This is a genomic window from Kitasatospora sp. NPDC093550 (genome assembly GCF_044764985.1).
GTDB lineage: Bacteria > Actinomycetota > Actinomycetes > Streptomycetales > Streptomycetaceae > Kitasatospora.
On record NZ_JBIWJF010000009.1, the window covers coordinates 125,810 to 145,359 of the forward strand.

Annotated in this window: 12 protein-coding genes and 1 pseudogene; 11 read left to right on the top strand and 2 right to left on the bottom strand. The window is 75.1% G+C overall.

Annotated elements, in window-relative coordinates:
- Nucleotides 1-112 precede the first annotated feature (112 nt).
- The 9 genes from ACIRD3_RS16775 (at nt 113) to cobA (ending at nt 12,522) form a co-directional block, all read left to right on the top strand.
- Nucleotides 113-370 carry a hypothetical protein gene (locus ACIRD3_RS16775; RefSeq protein WP_402216627.1) on the top strand — a complete coding sequence of 86 codons (258 nt, stop codon included), beginning with the start codon at nt 113-115 and terminating at the stop codon, nt 368-370.
- 207 nt (nt 371-577) lie between these two features.
- Complete coding sequence (locus ACIRD3_RS16780; protein ID WP_402216630.1) at nt 578-1,090, top strand: GNAT family N-acetyltransferase; 513 nt, start codon at nt 578-580, stop codon at nt 1,088-1,090.
- A 548-nt stretch (nt 1,091-1,638) separates the two neighbouring features.
- On the top strand, nt 1,639-2,664 hold the full coding sequence (locus tag ACIRD3_RS16785) for a methionine ABC transporter ATP-binding protein (protein ID WP_402216632.1): 1,026 nt from the start codon (nt 1,639-1,641) through the stop codon (nt 2,662-2,664).
- Nucleotides 2,661-3,404: a methionine ABC transporter permease gene (locus ACIRD3_RS16790; RefSeq protein WP_402216635.1), complete on the top strand. Its 744-nt coding sequence runs from the start codon at nt 2,661-2,663 to the stop codon at nt 3,402-3,404. The genes ACIRD3_RS16785 and ACIRD3_RS16790 overlap by 4 nt, the downstream gene beginning before the upstream one ends.
- A gap of 58 nt (nt 3,405-3,462) precedes the next feature.
- Entirely contained in the window at nt 3,463-4,287 is an 825-nt protein-coding gene (locus tag ACIRD3_RS16795) for a MetQ/NlpA family ABC transporter substrate-binding protein (RefSeq protein WP_402216638.1), read from the top strand.
- Between the two features lie 201 nt (nt 4,288-4,488).
- A complete protein-coding gene (locus tag ACIRD3_RS16800; protein WP_402216641.1) occupies nt 4,489-5,154 on the top strand; it encodes a GNAT family N-acetyltransferase in 666 nt (221 codons plus the stop codon).
- A 165-nt stretch (nt 5,155-5,319) separates the two neighbouring features.
- On the top strand, nt 5,320-6,576 hold the full coding sequence (cbiE, locus tag ACIRD3_RS16805) for a precorrin-6y C5,15-methyltransferase (decarboxylating) subunit CbiE (RefSeq protein WP_402216644.1): 1,257 nt from the start codon (nt 5,320-5,322) through the stop codon (nt 6,574-6,576).
- A 592-nt stretch (nt 6,577-7,168) separates the two neighbouring features.
- Nucleotides 7,169-11,170, top strand: a complete 4,002-nt coding sequence (cobT, locus tag ACIRD3_RS16810) for a nicotinate-nucleotide--dimethylbenzimidazole phosphoribosyltransferase (protein WP_402216645.1) — start codon at nt 7,169-7,171, stop codon at nt 11,168-11,170.
- A gap of 104 nt (nt 11,171-11,274) precedes the next feature.
- Nucleotides 11,275-12,522, top strand: a complete 1,248-nt coding sequence (gene cobA / locus ACIRD3_RS16815) for a uroporphyrinogen-III C-methyltransferase (RefSeq protein ID WP_402216648.1) — start codon at nt 11,275-11,277, stop codon at nt 12,520-12,522.
- 52 nt (nt 12,523-12,574) lie between these two features.
- Here the strand turns inward: cobA and ACIRD3_RS16820 are convergent, their stop codons facing one another.
- Nucleotides 12,575-15,316 (bottom strand): SpoIIE family protein phosphatase, encoded by a 2,742-nt coding sequence (locus tag ACIRD3_RS16820; RefSeq protein ID WP_402216651.1) that lies wholly within the window; start codon nt 15,314-15,316, stop codon nt 12,575-12,577.
- A gap of 89 nt (nt 15,317-15,405) precedes the next feature.
- On the opposite strand from ACIRD3_RS16820, the gene ACIRD3_RS16825 reads away from it, so the two are divergent.
- On the top strand, nt 15,406-16,212 hold the full coding sequence (locus ACIRD3_RS16825; RefSeq protein ID WP_402216654.1) for a TrmH family RNA methyltransferase: 807 nt from the start codon (nt 15,406-15,408) through the stop codon (nt 16,210-16,212).
- Between the two features lie 1,146 nt (nt 16,213-17,358).
- Here ACIRD3_RS16825 and ACIRD3_RS16830 read toward each other — a convergent pair.
- Nucleotides 17,359-18,636: pseudogene (locus ACIRD3_RS16830) on the bottom strand (serine/threonine-protein kinase); the annotation flags it as partial.
- 408 nt (nt 18,637-19,044) lie between these two features.
- Here ACIRD3_RS16830 and ACIRD3_RS16835 point away from each other — a divergent pair.
- The gene (locus ACIRD3_RS16835; RefSeq protein ID WP_402216657.1) at nt 19,045-19,248 is read left to right on the top strand and encodes a hypothetical protein; all 204 of its coding nucleotides are present in this window, start codon (nt 19,045-19,047) and stop codon (nt 19,246-19,248) included.
- Nucleotides 19,249-19,550: the final 302 nt, after the last annotated feature.

Sequence of the window (19,550 nt, forward strand, 5' to 3'; positions counted from 1 at the left end):
CCCGACCGGAGGTCGACGGGGGAGGGGCGCGGCGGTCCGACCGGCGCGCCCCTCCGGCGTCCGCGCCCCGGCCCGGGCGTAACCGGCCCCGCCCCGGAACGTCATGCACGGTGTGTGCACAACCCTTCCGCCCGTCCCCTCCGCCGAGGACGTCTACCTCGCCGAATGCCGCCGCCGGGCGATCCGCGAGACCGTCGCCGCCCTGCCCGGCCGCTGCCCGCAACTGATCGCCGCCCTCGCCGAGGATCCACCGCCGACCTACCGCGAGCTCTCCGAGCGGCTCGGCATGCCGCGCGGCTCCATCGGCCCCACCCGCTCCCGCTGCCTCGCCTGCCTGCGCACCCTGTTGCACGCCGAGCGCTACCCCTGAGGCGCCGGGGCCCGTCCGGACCCCCGCGCCCCTCCCCGCCCGGGCGTGACCCTCGCCACGTCCGGCCCCGCGAAGGTTGAGGGGAGCTGACACCCGGGTAGAGCGCTGGCGAACGCGAACCTTGACGGTGGCGCGATCGCTCGGATACTGAGCGTGAGCGCGTCACCCTCTGCGCGCCGGGCACGACGACTGGGGAGGCCCCTCCACATGGGCATGAGCGTGATCATCTCGGCCGCGGCGGCCGAGGACGCGGAGCAGATCCTCAAGCTCCAGTACCTCGGCTACCAGCCCGAGGCCGAGCTGTACGGCGACTGGGCGATCGAGCCCCTGACACAGAGCCTGGAGAGCCTGCGCGCCGAACTGGCCGAGCAGCACTTCCTGGTCGCCCGGCTGGGCGACGAGGTGGTCGGCACGGTCCGCGGCCGGGTGGGCGCCGACGGTGTCGGCCGGATAGAGCGTCTGGTCGTCCACCCGCGGATGCAGCGCCACGGCCTCGGCGGCCGTCTGCTGGACGCGCTGGAGCGCCGGCTCGCGGAGGCCGGACCGGTGTCCGCCTACCGTCTGTTCACCGGCCACCGCAGCCTCGGGAACCTGCGCCTGTACGCCCGCCAGGGCTACCGGCAGACCAGGGTCGAACAGGTCAACGGCCGGCTCAGCTTCGTCCACCTGGAGAAGGCCGCCGACCCCTCCGCCGCCACGCCCCTCGCCGCGACGGCCTGAGCCCGCCGCCTCTCGCCCGCCTTCTCGGCGCCGCCACCATCCGGACGATCCGGTGGCGGCGCCGAGTGGTATCCGCCCTGGTCAGGGCTCTAGGTGTCCGCATTGCGGACGTCGGCGTCAAACAATTGGGCGGTTTCGGACCCATCTGTTTTACTGGCTCACATGACTGCGACGACGAACTGGACCCCCACCGGCACGCTGCCGGCAGGTGAGCGTGCCATGTGTCGTCGAATGTGTCACTGCTGAGGGCCACCGCCCCCGGCACCCCTCCGCGGGTGCCTCCCCCTCGCGCCCCGAAGCGAGACTCCGGCGCCGCTCCCGTCCGTGCGAGCGCGCCCTTCCTCTCCGTACCCCTCCCCTTGCCGTGCCCGCCCGCGGGCGCCGGTGACTCGTAAGGGCCACGCCGTCGCGCGGCCCGGCCGCCCAGCGGCCACGATCAAGGGGTGGCAGGTCCGGATCCCCCTGGCGCAGCGCCGTAAGGAGCCGCCGACCGCAACCCGGTCGGGCGGTCGACCCACGCCGCCCGCCCCCGACCCACGGAAGCTGCTGTGATCACCACCACGGACCTCACGAAGGTCTACCGCTCCCGAGGCCGCGAGGTGACCGCCCTCGCCGGCGTCGACCTGCACGTCCGCCCGGGCGAGGTCTACGGAGTCGTCGGCACCAGCGGCGCCGGCAAGTCCACCCTCATCCGCTGCGTGAACATGCTGGAGCGCCCGAGCTCCGGCACCGTCATCGTGGACGGGGTCGAGCTCACCGCGCTGTCCGGCGGCGAGAACCGCGCGGGACGGGAACTGCGCGAGGCGCGCCGCCGGATCGGCATGGTCTTCCAGCACTTCAACCTGCTCTCCTCGCGGACCGTGCAGCAGAACGTCGAGCTGCCGCTGGAGATCATCGGCCTGGACCGCACCCAGCGCCGCCGCAAGGCCGCCGAACTGCTCGACCTGGTCGGCCTCGGCGACAAGGCCCGCAGCTACCCCAACCAGCTCTCCGGCGGCCAGAAGCAGCGCGTGGGCATCGCCCGCGCCCTGTCCGGCGACCCCAAGGTGCTGCTCTCCGACGAGGCCACCTCGGCGCTCGACCCGGAGACCACCCGCTCGATCCTCAAGCTGCTGCGCGAACTCAACCAGCAGCTCGGTCTGACCGTCCTGCTGATCACCCACGAGATGGACGTCATCAAGTCCGTCTGCGACTCCGCCGCCCTGATGCGCGGCGGCCGGGTGGTCGAGTCCGGCGAGCTCACCGACCTGCTGGCGAAGCCCGGCTCCGAGCTGGCCCGCGAGCTCTTCCCGCTCAGCGAGTTCGGCACCGGGCAGCCCGGCTCCACCGTGCTGGAGATCACCTTCCAGGGCGACACCTCGGCTCAGCCGTTCGTCTCCCAGCTGGCCCGCACCTACCAGATCGACATCAACATCCTCGGCGCCGCCGTGGAGACCATCGCCGGCCGGATGGTCGGCCGGATGCGGGTCGAGCTGTCCGGCGGCCACCAGGACAACGTGGTGCCGATCGGCTACCTGCGCGAGCAGGGCCTGCAGGTGGACGTGGTCGGCGCGGCGAACGGAGCGGTGGCATGACCTGGGACCAGATGTGGGCCCTGATGGGGCCCGCCACGCAGGAGACCTTCCAGATGGTCGGGGTGTCCACGGTCGTCACCGTGCTGCTCGGCCTGCCGCTGGGCGTGCTGCTGGTGCTCACCGACAAGGGCGGCCTGCTGGCCAACCAGGCGGTCAACAAGACCATCGGCTTCGTGGTGAACATCGCCCGCTCGGTGCCGTTCATCATCCTGATGATCGCGCTGATCTCCTTCACCCGCTGGCTCGTCGGCACCTCGATCGGCTGGCAGGCCGCGACCGTGCCGCTGACCATCGGCGCCATCCCGTTCTTCGCCCGCCTGGTCGAGACCTCCGTCCGCGAGGTCGACCGCGGCCTGGTCGAGGCGGTCCAGTCGATGGGCGGCAGCACCTGGACGATCGTCCGCAAGACCCTGCTGCCCGAGGCGCTGCCCGGCATCGTGGCCTCCATCACGACCACGGTCATCACCCTGGTCAGCTACTCCGCGATGGCCGGCACGGTCGGCGGCGGCGGCCTCGGCACCCTCGCCGTCAACTACGGCTACCAGCGCTTCGAGACGGCCTTCATGTGGGTCATCGTGGCCGAGCTGGTGCTCATCGTCACCGCCGTCCAGCTGATCGGCGACTTCGCCGTCCGCCGCCTCTCCCACCGCGGCCGTACCGGCGGGACCCGGCTGTTCGGCCGGAGCCCGGCCGACCCGACCGCGCCGAGCGCCGACGACGAGGACCTCGTCGCCTCCTGAGACCTCCCCCGTCCGACCCCGGACGCGGCTCCCCGCACCACGCAGAAAGGCACTTTTCGTGCGCAACTCCCTGAAGTTCACCAGCGCCCTGGCCACCGCCGGCCTCGCCCTCTCCCTCGCCGCCTGCGGCAGCTCGGGCTCCTCCTCCTCGGACCCGAACGCGCCGCTCAAGGTCGTCGCCAGCCCCACCCCGCACGGACAGGTCCTCAAGTTCGTCAAGGACAACCTCGCGGAGAAGGCGGGCCTGAAGCTCGACATCAAGGAGGTCACCGACTACGTGACCCCCAACACGGCGGTGCAGGACGGTTCGGCCGACGCCAACTACTTCCAGCACGTCCCGTACCTGGAGGACTTCAACAAGAAGCACGGAACGACCATCGTGTCGGTGGAGACCGTGCACCTGGAGCCGCTCGGCCTCTACTCCAAGAAGGTCAAGGCGATCACCGACCTGCCGGACGGCGCCACCATCGGCCTGCCGAACGACGCCACCAACGAGGGCCGCGCGCTCAAGCTGCTCGCCGACAACAAGCTGATCACCCTCAAGGACGGCGTCACCACCACCGCCACCCCGGCGGACGTGACCGGCAACCCGAAGAACCTCAAGTGGAAGGAGCTGGAGGCCGCCCAGCTGCCCCGCTCGGTCTCCGACCTCGACGCCGCCGTCATCAACGGCAACTACGCGCTCGACTCCGGCCTGAAGCCCGCCACCGACGCGCTGGTGCTGGAGAAGGCGGACGGCAACCCGTACGCCAACATCCTCGCCGTCAAGAAGGGCAAGGAGGACGACCCGCGGGTCAAGAAGCTCGCCGAGCTGCTGCACTCCGACGAGGTCAAGAAGTACATCAACGACACCTTCCAGGGCTCGGTCATCCCGGCCTTCTGATCCGCCGCGGCGCGATCCGCCTCCCACGCCCGACCGGGCCCCCGCCGAGGTGCGGCGGGGGCCCGGTCGGGCAGTATGCACCCTGGGACGCCCCGGGCGACGGCGTTCTGACGTACCGTCGTGCGCGCGGCGCACCGCGTGGTACCCGGAGTGCGACGGAGCGTACGGTGTTGTGTTCACGACCCGGCGAGGAGAGACGGCATGGCAGCGAGCTTCCCCGAGACCGCCATCAGCACCGAACGGCTGCTGCTGCGTCCCCTTGCGGAGGACGACGCCCCGGCCCTGGCCACGATGATGGCCGACGACCTCGTCCTGGCCTGGACGGACCAGCCGCACCCCTTCACCGAGGCGTACGCGGCCGACCTCGCCCGCACCCTCGCCCCCGCCCACCGGGCCGCCGGGCGCGGCATCGTCCTGGCCGTCACCGAGCACCTGACCCAGCGCCTGGTCGGCCTGGTCGAGCTGCGCGCCACCGACTGGCGGCTGCGCAGCACCGAGATCTCCTACATCACCGCCGCGTGGGCGCGCGGTGAGGGCTACGCCCCGGAGGCCGTCCTCGGCGTCGCCCAGTGGCTGTTCGAGGACCGCGGCTTCCTGCGCCTGGAGATGCGCACCGCCGCCGGGAACACCGCGGCCCAGCAGGTCGCGGGCAAGATCGGCGCCATCAGCGAGGGCGTGCTGCGCAGCGCCTGGATAGTGCGCGGCGAGTCCGGCGAGGTCGTCGTGGGGGTACCTCGCAGCCGCCGGGCCGGGGGCGAGAGCCGCAGCGACCTGATCCTGTGGAGCCTGCTCCCGGAGGACCTGGAGTCGCCCGAGCTGCACCGGAACGGCTGGCACGGCGACCACCGCTACGTGCTGCGCGACTGAGGCCGCGCCACCGGTCCCTCCGGACCCGACCCCCGCGGGCCGGCCGCTCGTCACGGACATGTGTGCGAGATGTCCGCCCCCCGGGGATCACACCCGGTAGCCTCTGACCGGCGCCGCACCACGGCGCACCGCGTGGCGCACCGAGTCGAGGGAGAACGGCCGCAGATGGCTGACCGGATCACGGTCATCGGGTGGGACGGCACGCCGCTGACCGAGGCCGCCGGAGCGGCCCTCGCCGCGGCGACCCTGGTGGCCGGAGCCCCCTACCAACTGGGCGCCCTCCCGGTGCCGGACGCCGCCGAGCGGATCACCCTCGGCAACATCCGGCAGGCCGCCCGTCGGATCGCCGAGCACCGCGGCGCCGCCGTCGTGGTCGCCGAGGGCGATCCGGGCTTCTTCGGCGTGGTGCGCACCCTGCGCCGGCCCGAGTACGGCCTCGAACTCGAAGTCCTGCCCGCCGTCTCCTCCGTCGCCACCGCCTTCGCCCGGGCCGGCATGCCCTGGGAGGACGCCCAGGTGGTCAGCGTCCACGGCGGCCGGCTGCGCCGCGCGGCCAACATCTGCCGGGCCCACCCCAAGGTCGCGGTGCTCACCGCGCCGGGCGCCGGGCCCGCCGAACTCGCCCTGATGCTGCGCGGGGTGCACCGGACCTTCGTGGTCTGCGAGGCCCTCGGCACCCCGGAGGAGGACGTCACCGTCCTCACCTCCGACCGGATCGCCGACCACGTGTGGCGCGACCCCAACGTGGTGCTGGTGATCGGTGGCGGCGCCCAGGCCGGCGCGGTGGACCAGGCGGCCGGCTGGCTGGCCGGGCGCCCGGTCGGCTACCCCGGCGCGGAGCGCGGCTGGGCGCTCCCCGGTGACGCCTACGCGGGCGCCGGGCGCACGGACGGTGAGACGGGCGCGTCGGAAGCGCTCCCCGCGCACGTGCGCGCGCTGGTGCTGGCCCGTCTGGGTGCACGTCCCGGTGACCTGGTCTGGTCGGTGGGCGCGGGCAGTGGCGCCCTCGCGGTGGAGGCGGCGCGGTTCGGCGCCGCGGTGGTCGCGGTCGAGGGGTCCCGCTCGGCCTGTGCCCGGCTGGCCGTCAACGCCCGCCGGTTCGGCGTCGAGGTGGAGGTCGTGTACGGCAGCGGGCCCGAGGTGCTGGGCGGCCTGCCGGAGCCGGACGCGGCGGTGGTGGAGTCCGGCGGACCGGACGTGGTGCGCGCCGTGCTGGCCCGCAGGCCGGAGCGGTTCGTCGCGTTGGCCCGGACCTTCGCCGAGGCGGAGGAGGTCAGCCGGGCGATCGGCGAGGCGGGCTACCGCGCGGAGGGCGAGCTGCTCCAGTCGACCCCGCTGCGGTCCGCCGGGGAGGGCGGCGCACTGGCGCTGGGGGCGGGCGGAACCGGCGCGTTGGTGCTCTGGGGTGAGCAGATCGTGTGAAGGCCTCGGGCGCGCGCCGGGGTCGCGCGGTGGCGCGGTGCGGTGGTGCCGTCAGCGGCGGGCGCGGGGGGCGCGGGCAGGGCGCGCGGCCGCTAGCACGGGCAGGGGTGCGGGCGGTGACGCGGACACGGCACCCACATGGCGCGGACGGTGATCCAGGTCGCATCCGGACACTGATTCGAGAGGTGACCGCGCCGGGCCGGTAGTGTGACGTCCTGGGCGGATGCAGAGGCCGACGACCCACCCGATTCGGTCGGTTTGTCACCTTTTTGACGTGGTGCAAGCCGGTTCCGCTCGGAGTGTGGGCAATTCGACGGACCTCGTGCCGGACCTGGAGAATGCCGTAGGGTCCGGTGCGGTCGTACCGGTTGCTCCGGGTTGTCGTTGTTTCAGACGATGTGCCGCCCCGTGTGGCGGTGCGCCGGGCCGGGGTGCCGCAGCGCGCCGGAAGGACTTGGGCCGCAGCGCTTCGGCGCGGCGGCCACGTGTGGTTGAGGGGCGGGTCGGTGCAGGCCCGGCCCGTGCGGATGGGCGCTGCGATCGGTGATCGCGTCGCCGAGGGCGCGGCAGCGGCCTGGAAGGAGCTTTGACAATGACCGATGGCGGCCACGTCCCGGGCGAGGGACTGCCGGAGCACCTGCACGGCGGGCCCGACCCGCTCGGCGGACCGGAGGGCGTCGCGGGCGTTGCACCCCTGCAGGGCGTCGCGACCGACGGCGGAGTGATCCCGAACCCGGCGGCCCCGGTCGGCGCGATGCCCGGCGGGATGCCCCCGGGTGCGGGCGTCATCCCGCCGCAGGGCCAGCCCGGCTACGCCGTCCCCGGCATGCCCGCGCCCGGTTACCCCGGCGAGGGGTGGGCCGTCGACCAGGGCGCCCCGCGCCCGGCCTTCCACTTCCTCGACCAGCCCGACTCGCCGGACGGCCTCGACGACGAGGACGACGTGCTGTTGATGCCGGGCCCGCAGGGCTCCTGGGGCGAGCCGATGGCGACCGTCCCGGCCGAGCAGATGCCGCTCGCGCCGCAGCAGGACGGCATGCCGGTCGAGCCCTCCTGGCCGCCGGTGGACCCGCCGGCGCTCGGCGCCGATCCCCTCCAGCAGCACCCCGTCCCGCTGCAGCAGCACGCGCAGCAGGGGATGACGCAGGCTCAGCCGCCGCGCCGCCCGCTGCACGCCGGCCCGCCGATCCCCGACCCGTCGCTGATGACCGGCCAGGTTCCGGTCCGCTCGCTGGCCGACCGCGGCCCGTCGCAGGGCGGCACGCCCGCGCACGGCATCCCGGTCGTCGGCCGGCCGCCGATGGCCGAGGCCACCGCCGCGGCACCGGCCGCGGTGCCGCAGGCCGTCCCGATGACGCAGGTGCCGCCGGTCGTTCCGCTGGTTCCGGGCACGCCGGCGCCGGAGGTCCAGCAATCGCTGCCGCAGGACGTCCAGCAGTCCGTGCAGGTGCCGCTGGCCTCGCAGCCGGTCGAAGCCGTCCTGGCCGTCGAGACGGTCGGCGCGATCGAGGTGATCGAGGTCGTCGAGACGCCGGAGGCCGCGCAGGGCGTCCAGGCCCTCCAGGGCGCTCAGCCCGTCGAGGCCGTGGCCGCGCCCGAGGCCGCCGCGCAGGCCGTGGCCCCGGAGCCGCAGGCCGTGGTGGCCGAGCCGGTGCCGGCGGACGCCGCCCAGGCGGTGGCGGAGGCTCCCGCCGCGCCCGTCGCGGTCGAGCCGGTCGCCGTCGACTCCGTGGCCGTCGACTCCGTGGCCGTCGAGTCGGTGGCGGTCGAGTCGGTGGCGGTCGAGCCCGTCGCGGTCGAGTCCGTCGCCGTGGAGGGCACCGCCGTCGACGGTGCCGCCGAGCAGGCCGAGGCCGCCGCCCCGGCCGGTCAGCCGCGCCGGATCTCCGCCTTCCTCGCCGCTCCCACCCCGCACGGCCTGCCCAAGGTCCAGGCGACCGAGCAGGCCCCGGTGGCCGGGGAGGCCCCGCAGCAGCCCGCCCCCATAGCGGCCGCCGACGCGCCGCAGGCCGTCGAGGGCGGCGAGGCCGCTCAGACCGCTCCCGCCGTCGAGCCGGTCCAGGGCGCCGGAGCCCAGGTCGTCGAGGCCGTGGCCGCCACGCCGGAGGCCGTCGTCGAGCCGGTCGCCGAGACCGCCGCGGGCACCGGTGAGATGCCGTCCGGACAGGCCGTCAACGAGGCCGCCGCCCAGGCCGCGCAGCCGGAGCAGCCGCAGCAGCCGGAGGCGGTCCCAGCCGAGGTTCCCGCCGAGCCGGTCGCCGAGCAGGCCCAGGCCGAGGTGCCGGTCGAGGTCCAGGCCGAGGGTCAGGCCGAGGGCCAGGCCGAAACCGCCGAGCCGGTGGCGGCCGAGGCCGCCGCGCCCGCCGTCGAGGCCGAGGCGGCGCAGCCCGCCGATGCCGTCGCGTCGCAGGCCGAGCAGCAGCCCGGCGTCGAGCAGGCGGCCGAAGCCGCCGAAACCGCCGCGCCCGCCGAGAGCGGTGCGGAGCAGCCCCAGGCCGAGGTCCCGGCGGAGGCTCCCGCCGAGCCGGTCGCCGAGCAGGCCGAGGCCCAGGTCCCGGTCGAGTCCGCCGAGGCCGTCGTTGAGTCCGCGGAGCCGGTCGCCGGGGCCGCCGCCGAGGCGTCCGCCGCCGGGGCCGCCGCCGAGGCGTCCGCCGCCGGGGCCGCCGAGTCCACCCCGGAGCAGGCCCCCGAGGCCCCGGCCGCCGAGGAGCCGCAGGCCGAGCAGTCGGCCGAGCAGCCCGCGGACCAGCAGGCCGAGCAGCCCGCCGCCGACCAGCAGCCCACCGACCAGCCGGTGGCCGAGGAGCAGGGCCGGTCCGAGGAGCCCGCCGAGCCGCGCGGCCCGGCCGCCGCCGGTTACGACGAGGCCGGCCGCGAGGCCGTCCACCAGGTGATCCGCGAGCGCCGCGACATCCGCAACGGCTTCCGCCCGGACCCGATCCCGCACGAGGTGCTGATCCGGGTCCTGGAGGCCGCCCACACCGCGCCCAGCGTCGGCTACTCGCAGCCCTGGGACTTCGTGGTGATCCGCTCGGCCAAGACCCGCAAGCGGATGCACGCCCTGGCCGAGCGCCAGCGCGAGGCGTACGCGGACTCGCTGCCCAAGGGCCGGGCCAAGCAGTTCAAGGAAATCAAGATCGAGGCCATCCTCGAGACGCCGGTCAACATCGTGGTGACCGCCGACCGCACCCGCGGCGGCCGGCACACCCTGGGCCGGCACACCCAGCCGCAGATGGCCCCGTACTCGGCCGCCCTGGCCGTGGAGAACCTCTGGCTGGCCGCCCGCGCCGAGGGCCTGGGCGTCGGCTGGGTGAGCTTCTTCGACGACGAGCAGCTGGTCCGCGAGCTCGGCCTGCCCGAGCACCTGGAGGTCGTGGCCTACCTCTGCGTCGGCTTCGTCGACTCCTTCCCGGACGAGCCCGAGCTGGAGCAGCAGGGCTGGGCCAAGAAGCGCCCGCTGTCCTGGGTCGTCCACGAGGAGCAGTACGGCAACCGGGCGCTGCCCGGCGAGGAGCCGCAGAGCCTGCTGGCGGACACCCTGCGCGGCATCCGCCCGCTGGACGCCAAGGCGCTCGGCGAGGCCTGGGACCGGCAGAAGCGGATGACCAAGCCGGCCGGCTCGCTCGGCATGCTGGAGATCATCTCCGCCCAGCTGTGCGGCCTGTCCCGCAAGTGCCCGCCGCCGATCCCGGAGCCCGCCTGCGTGGCGATCTTCGCCGGTGACCACGGCGTGCACGCCCAGGGCGTCAGCCCCTGGCCGCAGGAGGTGACCGCCCAGATGGTCGGCAACTTCCTGGCCGGGGGAGCGGTGATCAACTCCTTCGCCAGGCAGATCGGCACCGAGGTCTGCGTGGTCGACGTCGGCGTGGCCGCGGAGCTGCCGGACGCCGTCCAGCAGGGCCGGGCCACCGGTCTGCTGCCGCGCAAGGTCCGCCCGGGCACCGCCGACATGACGCAGGGCCCGGCGATGACCCGCGAGGAGGCCGTCCAGGCCATCGAGGTCGGCATCGAGACCGCCCGCGACCTGGTCGCCGCGGGCAACAAGGCGCTGGTCACCGGCGACATGGGTATCGCCAACACCACCGCCTCGGCCGCCCTGATCTCGGTGTTCACCGGCCTCGACCCGGCCGAGGTCACCGGCCGCGGCACCGGCATCGACGACGAGACGCACGCCCGCAAGATCGAGGTCATCCGCGCCGCGCTGGCCCTGCACCAGCCCGACCCGAACGACCCGATCGGCGTCCTCGCCGCCATCGGCGGCCTGGAGCACGCGGCCATCGCCGGCTTCCTGCTGGGCGCCGCCTCGCTGCGCACCCCGGTGGTCCTGGACGGCGTCATCGCCGGTTCGGCCGCGCTGGCCGCCAAGGCGATCGCCCCCGAGGTGCTGGCCGCCTGCATCGCGGGCCACCGCTCCGCCGAGCCCGGCCACCAGGCCGCGCTGGCGAAGCTCGGCCTGCGTCCGCTGATCGACCTGGACCTGCGGCTCGGCGAGGGCACGGGCGCCCTGCTGGCCCTGCCGCTGGTGCAGAGCGCGGCCCGGGCGATGCACGATGTAGCCACCTTCGACTCCGCCGGGGTCACCGAGAAGGCCTGACGCGACTCGCACCGCTCCGCGGACCGGCCCGAGGGCGCGCCGGCCCGCGGAGCGGCGTCTCGCCGTACCGTCCCCCCACCCTCCCCCGATCAGGAGCACCACCGATGACCGCGCCCACCCCGCACCCGAGCACCGAGGGCCGTACCCCGTACCCGGTCGGCCTGCTGCTGGCCGGCCGCCGCGTCGTCGTGGTCGGCGGCGGCCAGGTCGCCCAGCGGCGGCTGCCCGCCCTGATCGCCTCCGGGGCCGACCTGCACCTGATATCCCCGGTCACCACCCCGGCCGTCCAGGCGATGGCCGACGCCGGCGAGATCACCTGGCACGCCCGTCCGTACCAGGAGGGCGACCTGGCCGACGCCTGGTACGTCCTGGTCGCCACCGACGACCCGGCGGTCAACGCGGCCGTCAGCGCCGAGGCCGAGCGCGCGCGGGTGTTCTGCTCCCGCAGCGACGACGCCTCCGCCGCCACCGCCTGGACCCCGGCCAGCGGCCGCGACGCGGGCGCCACGGTGGCCGTCCTCACCGGCGACCCGCGCCACTCGGCCGCCCTGCGCGACGCCATCGTGGACGGCCTGCGGGACGGCTCGCTGGCCGTCCGCCAGTACCGCTCGCACGGAGCCGGCGTCGCCCTGGTCGGCGGCGGCCCCGGCGACCCGGACCTGATCACCGTGCGCGGCCGCCGGCTGCTCGCCGACGCCGACGTGGTGGTCGCCGACCGCCTCGCCCCGCGCGAACTGCTCGCCGAGCTGCCCGAGCACGTCGAGGTGATCGACGCCTCCAAGATCCCGTACGGCCGGTTCATGGCCCAGGAGGCGATCAACCGCACCCTGATCGAGCACGCCAAGGCCGGCAAGTTCGTGGTCCGGCTCAAGGGCGGCGACCCGTACGTCTTCGGACGCGGCGGCGAGGAGCTGCTGGCCTGCGCCGAGGCCGGGCTGCCCGTCACGGTCGTGCCCGGCATCTCCAGCTCGATCAGCGTCCCCGCCTCGGCCGGCGTCCCGGTCACCCACCGCGGCATGACCCACGAGTTCACCGTGATCTCCGGCCACGTGGGCCCGGACGACGAGCGCTCGCTGACCAACTGGGAGGCCGTCGCGAAGATGAGCGGCACCCTGGTGCTGCTGATGGCCGTGGACAAGATCGGCGCGATCGCCGCCCGGCTGGTCGAGCACGGGCGCCCCGCGGACACCCCGGTCGCGATCGTCCAGGAGGGCACCACCGCCGCCCAGCGCCGGGTGGACGCCACCCTGGGCACCGTCGCCGCCGTGGTCGAGGCCGAGGGCGTCAAGCCCCCGGCGGTCATCGTGATCGGCGACGTCGTCAACGTCCTGGCCGCCGCCTTCCGGCCGTAGGGCCCGTCTTCACGCCCGGGGCAAGGAGTGGGAAGTCGGCCGGTCCGACTTCCTACTCCAGCGGCTGCTCCGTCCAGATGACCTTCCCGGTCGCCGTGTAGCGCGTCCCCCAGCGGTCCGCGAACTGGGCGACCAGGAACAGCCCGCGCCCGCCCTCGTCCTCCGTCGCCGCGTACCGCAGGTGCGGCGAGGTGCTGCTGCCGTCCGACACCTCGCAGATCAGCGCGCGGTCCCGCAGCAGCCGCACCCGGATCGGCCCGGAGCCGTACCGGATCGCGTTGGTCACCAGCTCGCTCAGGATCAGCTCGGTGACGAACGCGGCCTCGTCCAGCCCCCAGGCCTCCAGCCGCCGCGCCACGTCCGCCCGGACGGCACCCACCGCCGCCGGGTCGGACGGCACGTCCCACTCCGCCACGTGGTCCGCCGCCAGCACCCGGGTCTGCGCCACCAGCAGCGCGATGTCGTCCTGCGGGTGCGCCGGCAGCATCGCGCCCAGGACGTCCGCGCAGGTCTGCTCGGGCGTCCGCGGTCGGCCGCTCAGCGCCGCCCGCAGCAGCTCCAGCCCCTCGTCGATGTCCCGGTCGCGGTCCTCCACCAGCCCGTCCGTGTACAGCACCAGCCGGCTGCCCTCCGCCAGCTCCAGCTCGGCGGTCTCGAACGGCAGCACCGCCAGCCCCAGCGGCGGCCCGGTCGGCAGCTCCGGGAACACCACCCGGCCCTGCGGGTCCACCACGGCCGGCGGCGGGTGCCCGGCGGTGGCCAGCGTGCAGCGCCGCGACACCGGGTCGTAGATCGCGTACAGGCAGGTCGCCCCGGTCAGCCCGGCGCTCTCGCCGCTCGCCGCCTCGTCCTGGTCGATCCGGTTCACCAGCTCGTCCAGGTGCCCCAGCAGTTCGTCCGGCGGCAGGTCCAGGGTCGAGAAGTTGTGGATCGCCGTCCGCAGCCGGCCCATCGTCGCCGCGGCGTGCAGCCCGTGCCCCACCACGTCCCCGACCACCAGCGCCACCCGCGCGCCCGGCAACGGGATCACGTCGAACCAGTCCCCGCCCACCCCGGCCTGGGCCGGCAGGTAGCGGTGCGCCACCTCCAGCGCGTTCTGCGCCGGCAGACTGCGCGGCAGCAGGCTGTGCTGCAGCGTCACCGCCATCGCGTGCTCCCGGGTGTAGCGCCGGGCGTTGTCGATGCAGACCGCCGCGTGCGACACCAGCTCCTCGGCCAGCGCCAGGTCGTCCGTCTCGAACGGCTCCGCCCGCTGGGCCCGCCAGAACCGGACCACCCCCAGCAGCACCCCGCGCGCCCGCAGCGGCACCCGCACCAGCGAGTGCACCCCGTACGCCAGCGCCCGGGCCGCCCCCTCGGGATCCTGCTGACGCCACTCCTGCGCCTCGGACAGACGGGGCTCCAGGACCGGCTCCCCGCGGTGCAGCGCCCCGGCCAGCGGAGTGTCGGGCACCACCTCCAGCACGGTGCCGACCGGGTAGAACGGCGCGTCGTCCCGGACCGCCGCGTAGGCCGCCCGCCGCATCTGCCCCAGCAGCGCGCCCGCCGGAGGCTCCTCACCCGCCAGGACCTGCTCCGCGAGGTCGACCGTGACGACGTCCGCGAAGCGCGGCACCGCGACCTGAGCCAACTCCTCGGCCGTCCGCGTCACGTCCAGCGTGCTGCCCACCGTCACCCCGGCGTCGTACAGCAGACGCAGCCGCCGCTGGGCGCGCTCGGCCCGGCCGGACAGCGCCAGCAGCTCGGTGGAGTCACGCAGCGTGGCCACGCAGCCGGGCGGTCCGCCCGCCTGGTCGGTCAGCCGGACGTTCACCGCCAGCAGCCGCTCCCCGGACAGCACCACCTCGTCGGTCACCTGACGGTTGGCCGTCAGCAGCTCCAGCGGCGTCGGCTCCAGGCCCAGCTCGGCCACCGGACGGCCCTCGGCGTCGGGCGGCAGGTCCAGCAGCCGCCGGGCCTCGTCGTTGCAGAGCAGCAGCCGCCCGTCCCCGCCGACGATCATGACGCCCTCGCGCACCGCGTGCAGCACCGCCGCGTGGTGCTCGTACATCCGGGTCATCTCGACCGGACCCAGCCCGTGCGTCTGCCGCCGCAGCCGACGGCTGATCAGCGCCGTGCCCAGCGTGGCCAGCCCCACCGCACCCGCCGCCGCGCCCAGCACCACCGGCAGCTGACGCTCGCTCGCGGTGCTGACGTTCGCCAGCGTCACGCCCGCCGAGACCAGCCCCACCACCTGGCCGTCCGGCGCGTACACCGGGACGATCGCCTGCACCAGTGGGCCGAGCGTGCCCGTGATGTGCTCGGTCACCACCTGCCCCTTCAACGCGGGCTGGTAGTCGCCGACGAACTTCTGGCCGATCCGGGCCGGGTTGGGGTGGGTGTAGCGGATGCCCTGGTTGTTCAGGACGACGATGAAGTCCACGCCGGAGCCGATCCGCGCGGACTGCGCCTTCGGCTGCAGGATCGCGGTCGGATCGGGGGAGCGGAGGGCCTCCACGATGCCCGGCGAGTTGGCGAAGGTCTGGGCGACCGCCACCGACCGGTTGCGGGCCTCGTTGTCGGCGTCGTTGTGCGACTGCACCACCAGCGCCACCACGGCCGCCACCACCAGCAGCAGCGCGACCACGACCTGCAGCGCGAACACCTGACCGGCCACCGAGCGGTGCCACACCGGCCACGCCCGCTTCGCGCGCGGCAGCTGTGGCCGACCGTGTGGGCGCCCACCGGAGGTGCCGGCGGAGGCAGTGGCGCCAGGGGCCGACGGAGCCCGGGATCGGCCCGGGTAACGGGCCATACGGTCATATTTGCACTCCGACTAGCCCGGGACCACCCAGTCCCGTCCGCCGTTTGGCCTTCCCCGCCCCGGCTTGGCAAGATCGCAGGGTGTCCGAACCCCGCACCATCACCGACCCGGCCGACCCCCGCCTCGCCGACTACACCGGCCTCACCGACGTCGAACTGCGCCGCCGCCGCGAACCCGCCGAGGGCCTGTTCATCGCCGAGGGGGAGAAGGTCATCCGCCGCGCCCTCGCCGCCGGCTACCGGATGCGGTCGATGCTGCTCACCGCCAAGTGGCTGGACGTGATGGCCGACGTCATCGCCGAGGCCGACGCCCCGGTCCACGTGGTCGAGCCCTCGCTCGCGGAGGCCGTCACCGGCTACCACGTCCACCGCGGCGCCCTCGCCTCGATGGAGCGCAAGCCCCTCCCGGCCGCCGCCGACCTGCTCGCCGGGGCCCGTCGGGTCGCCGTCCTGGAGGGCCTGGTCGACCACACCAACCTCGGCGCCATCTTCCGCAGCGCCGCCGCCCTCGGCATGGACGCCGTGCTGCTCTCGCCCGACTGCGCGGACCCGCTCTACCGCCGCGCCGTCAAGGTCTCGATGGGCGCCGTCTTCGCGGTCCCGTACGCCCGCCTCGACCCCTGGCCGGCCGCCCTGGACACCGTCCGCGAGGCCGGCTTCACCCTCCTCGCCCTCACCCCCGCCGACAACGCGGTCGACCTCGCCACCCTCACCCCGAACCGCCTCCCCAAGGCCGCCCTCATGCTCGGCGCCGAGGGCGACGGCCTCACCCCACCCGCCATCGCCGCCGCCCACCACCCCGTCCGCATCCCCATGGCCCACGGGATCGACTCCCTCAACGTGGGCGCCGCCGCAGCCGTGGCCTTCTACGCCGTCACCACCCCCTGACCCACCCCGGCCCACCCACCCACGCCTCACCACAAGTCAGCAGGCCTCCTGACCCACCCGTCTGGCTGTCCCCGCCCGCAGCTGTCGGCCCGGCCCCCGGGTCTCACCAGAAGTCGGCGGGCCCGACTTCCTGCGCGCCCCCGGCCTCCGCGCACCCCGGCGCCTCGCCCATCCGCCCCGCCGCCACAGCCGCCGCCCACGCGCCCGCCCCGGCTCGGAGTCCTTGTCGCCGGCAGTTGGCGCGCCCGACTTCCGGTTTGCGTGCCCCGGGCGCAGCCCAGCCGCGCGCCCTTTCACCCGTGATCGACCAAGCTCGGCCCAGGGGCCTCAGGTGCCAGCCGAAGCGGCCCTCAGCACTCCTGCCGCTTCCCGGCACGCCACAGGAAGTCGGCCCGGTAGAGGTCTCATGCACCCGCCCCGGGCCATCGCGCCCTCCGGGCTCGTCAGCTCCTCGCGCGAGAAGTCGGCCGGTCCGACTTCCCCTCCCCGTCCGGGTCAGCCCGCCGGGGAGGTGGGGGGTGCCGGGGCGGCGGCCGGGGGCGGGGTGGTGCCGCCGGAGGCGCCGGGCCAGGACTCGTCGAGGGTGCCGTCCGCGCGGACGGTGTAGCGGGTGGAGGTGGTCACCCCGGTGGCGGTGGTGCGTTCCTCGCGGACGACCGTGCTGCCGTCCAGCCGCCACGTGGCCGTGGCCTGCGGGTCCGCCGCCGAGGTACGGGTGGTGGTGGCGACCGGGGCGTCCCCGGTGAAGGTGTAGAGCTGGACGAGGTCGACCGGCGCCGAGCCCTCCGTCCGTCGCAGGACGACGACCGCGGCCGGCAGGCCCTTGTACCGGGCCGGCAGCACCGCGCTCAGCGCGACCTGGGGCCCACCCCCGACCGAGTGCCCGTCCCGCAGGGCGATGGCAGGCCCGCCCGCCCCGTCGGGGTAGCTGCGGTTCGGCCAGTCGACCGCCGGCACGGGCCCCTGCGGGGCGGCCAGGGCGGTGTCCGCCGGACCGCCGCGGGCGGCGACCGGGAGCGGAGGGGCCGAGGCCTGCGGCGCGACGTCCACCGAGGTCCCGGGGACGGCCTGCTCGCCACCGCGCGCCGCAGCGCCCGCACTCGCGACCGTCCCGGTCGGCGGCTTCAGCCCTTGGTTGTCCCGGTTCTCGCAGCCCTGGGCCGCCGCGATGGCCAGGGCGACCCCGATCGTCACCGTGACGAAGACGACCAGCCGCTGCCGCAGCAGCCGCTGCCGCGCCGTGCCGGGCCGCCCGCCGGGAACGGGGGTGTGCTGGCGGTCCCGACGCGCCCGGTCGTGGGGGCCGGGCCGGGCCGGGGGCGGGGTCTGCGGACGGTCCGGGCGCGGCCGAAGCGGGCGGGTCACCGGCGTCGGCTCGGGCCGGGGGAGCGGCCCGGCCGACCCCTGCGGACGTCGGCCCGCGCCGCCCGCGGCCTGTGCTCCCGGACGGCCCGCCGCCGCCCTGGCCCGGGCCGCGGGGGGAGGTTCGGGCGAGCGCCCGGGCGCCGGAACGCCCTGCCGGGCGCCGTCCTGCTGGGCGGGGGCGGCCGCGCCCCGGGCCGGACGGGCCGTGCGCGCACCACCGCCGGCGGCCCCGGCCGCCGCGCCGCGCGCCGCCAGTTCGCTGAGCCGCTCGTGCAGCGCGGCCGCCCCGGGTCGCTCGCCGGGTTCCTTGGCGAGGCAGGCCCGGATCAGCGGGGCGAGTTGCAGCGGTACGGCCGACAGGTCGGGTTCCTCGTGGACGACCCGGTACAGCATCACCTCGGAGGACGCCCCCGACCCGAACGGGGTGTCCCCGGTGAGCGCGTACGCGAGGGTGGCCCCGAAGGCGAAGACGTCGGTGGCGGGCGTGACGGCGGCCCCGCGGACCTGTTCGGGCGCGAGGAAGCCGGGGGAGCCGACGGCGGTGCCGACGTGGGTGAGCGTGCTGGCGCCGCGTGACCACGCGATGCCGAAGTCGATGATCCGCGGGCCCCGGGGCGAGAGCAGGATGTTGGACGGCTTGAGGTCCCGGTGGACGACCCCGGCCTCGTGCACCTTGACCAGCCCGTCGGCGAGCGCGGCCCCGATCCGGGCCGCCTCGGGCCAGCTCAGCGGCCCCTCGTCGCCGACCCGCTTGTAGAGCGAGGGCCCGGGCACGTACGCGGTGGCCAGCCAGGGCCGGTCGGCCTCGATGTCGGAGCCGACGACGCGGGCGGTGCAGCCGCCCCTGATCCGGGAGGCGGCGGCGATCTCGCGGGCGAAGCGGGTGCGGAACTCCTGGTCCTCGGCGAGCTCGGCGCGGATCAGCTTGAGCGCGACCCGCTGCCCGCGGCGGTCGGAGCCGAGGTAGACCACGCCCATGCCGCCGGCGCCCAGTCGCCGGTGCAGGCGGTACGGCCCGACGATGCGGGGGTCCTCACGCCTCAGCCGCATCATCGCCATGTTCCGTTCTCCGTCAGCCTGTGGGTGTGAGGCCCCGTCGGTTGGGCCATCGTCAGTTCCTGTCTGGCACAGCTTACGGACTGCCCGCTGCGGTGTGCTGATACGCAACACCTCAAGCCACCGTGCGATTGTCCGATCTTGCGCTGACCTGCAGGTCACAGGGGTGCCGGATCGTTTCTCGGGGTTGCCCCTCAGGGTTCCCCCGGGGGTCGGCCGAGCCTTCCCTCCCCCTGCGGTAGTAGGCCCCGAGTCCGGGCGTCATCCTCCGGGACGTCCGACGAACAGTACGAGGGCATGACGTCCGAACGGCCCCCTGACCAATAGCGTTGGGTCCAGCGGTGGACGGGGAGCTCGTCCCCCGAGGTAAGCCGTTCACCGCGCCAACTCGACCGGATCAGGAGTCAGGGCATGGCACCGCAGCTCACGGGAACCCCCCGCCGCCGTCGGCAGGCCTTCGTCCAGTCCCGGTCCACCACCGAGCAGCCCACGCGGCATCCCGCGGTGGCGCTGGCCATGGCCCTGCCGTGCGCCGTGCTCCTGATGCTGCTCTTCGGCGGGTGGGACCAGATGGCGAACCAGGCCCAGGCCGTCGCCGATCTGATCGGCCGCTGAGGAACAGCCGCGAAGGACGCCGTCCCCTGGGGGCGGCCACAGTACGGGCACCGATCCCCTGGGGACGGGGAACGGTGCCGCCGGGGAGGGCCGCGGCCGTGATGACACGCGGACGGGCGAGGAGCGGCGCGCAGAGCGCCCCGGCAGGCGGAGACGCCGCGTACGGACGTCGGTGAGGGCGTCCGTACGCGGCTCTTCTCCATTCCCGCGACTTACGACTCCACGCCGGCACGGCTCCACGCCCGAACGCAAAAGGCCGGGGCCGCGATCCTCACGGATCGCGGCCCCGGCCGTTACTGTGC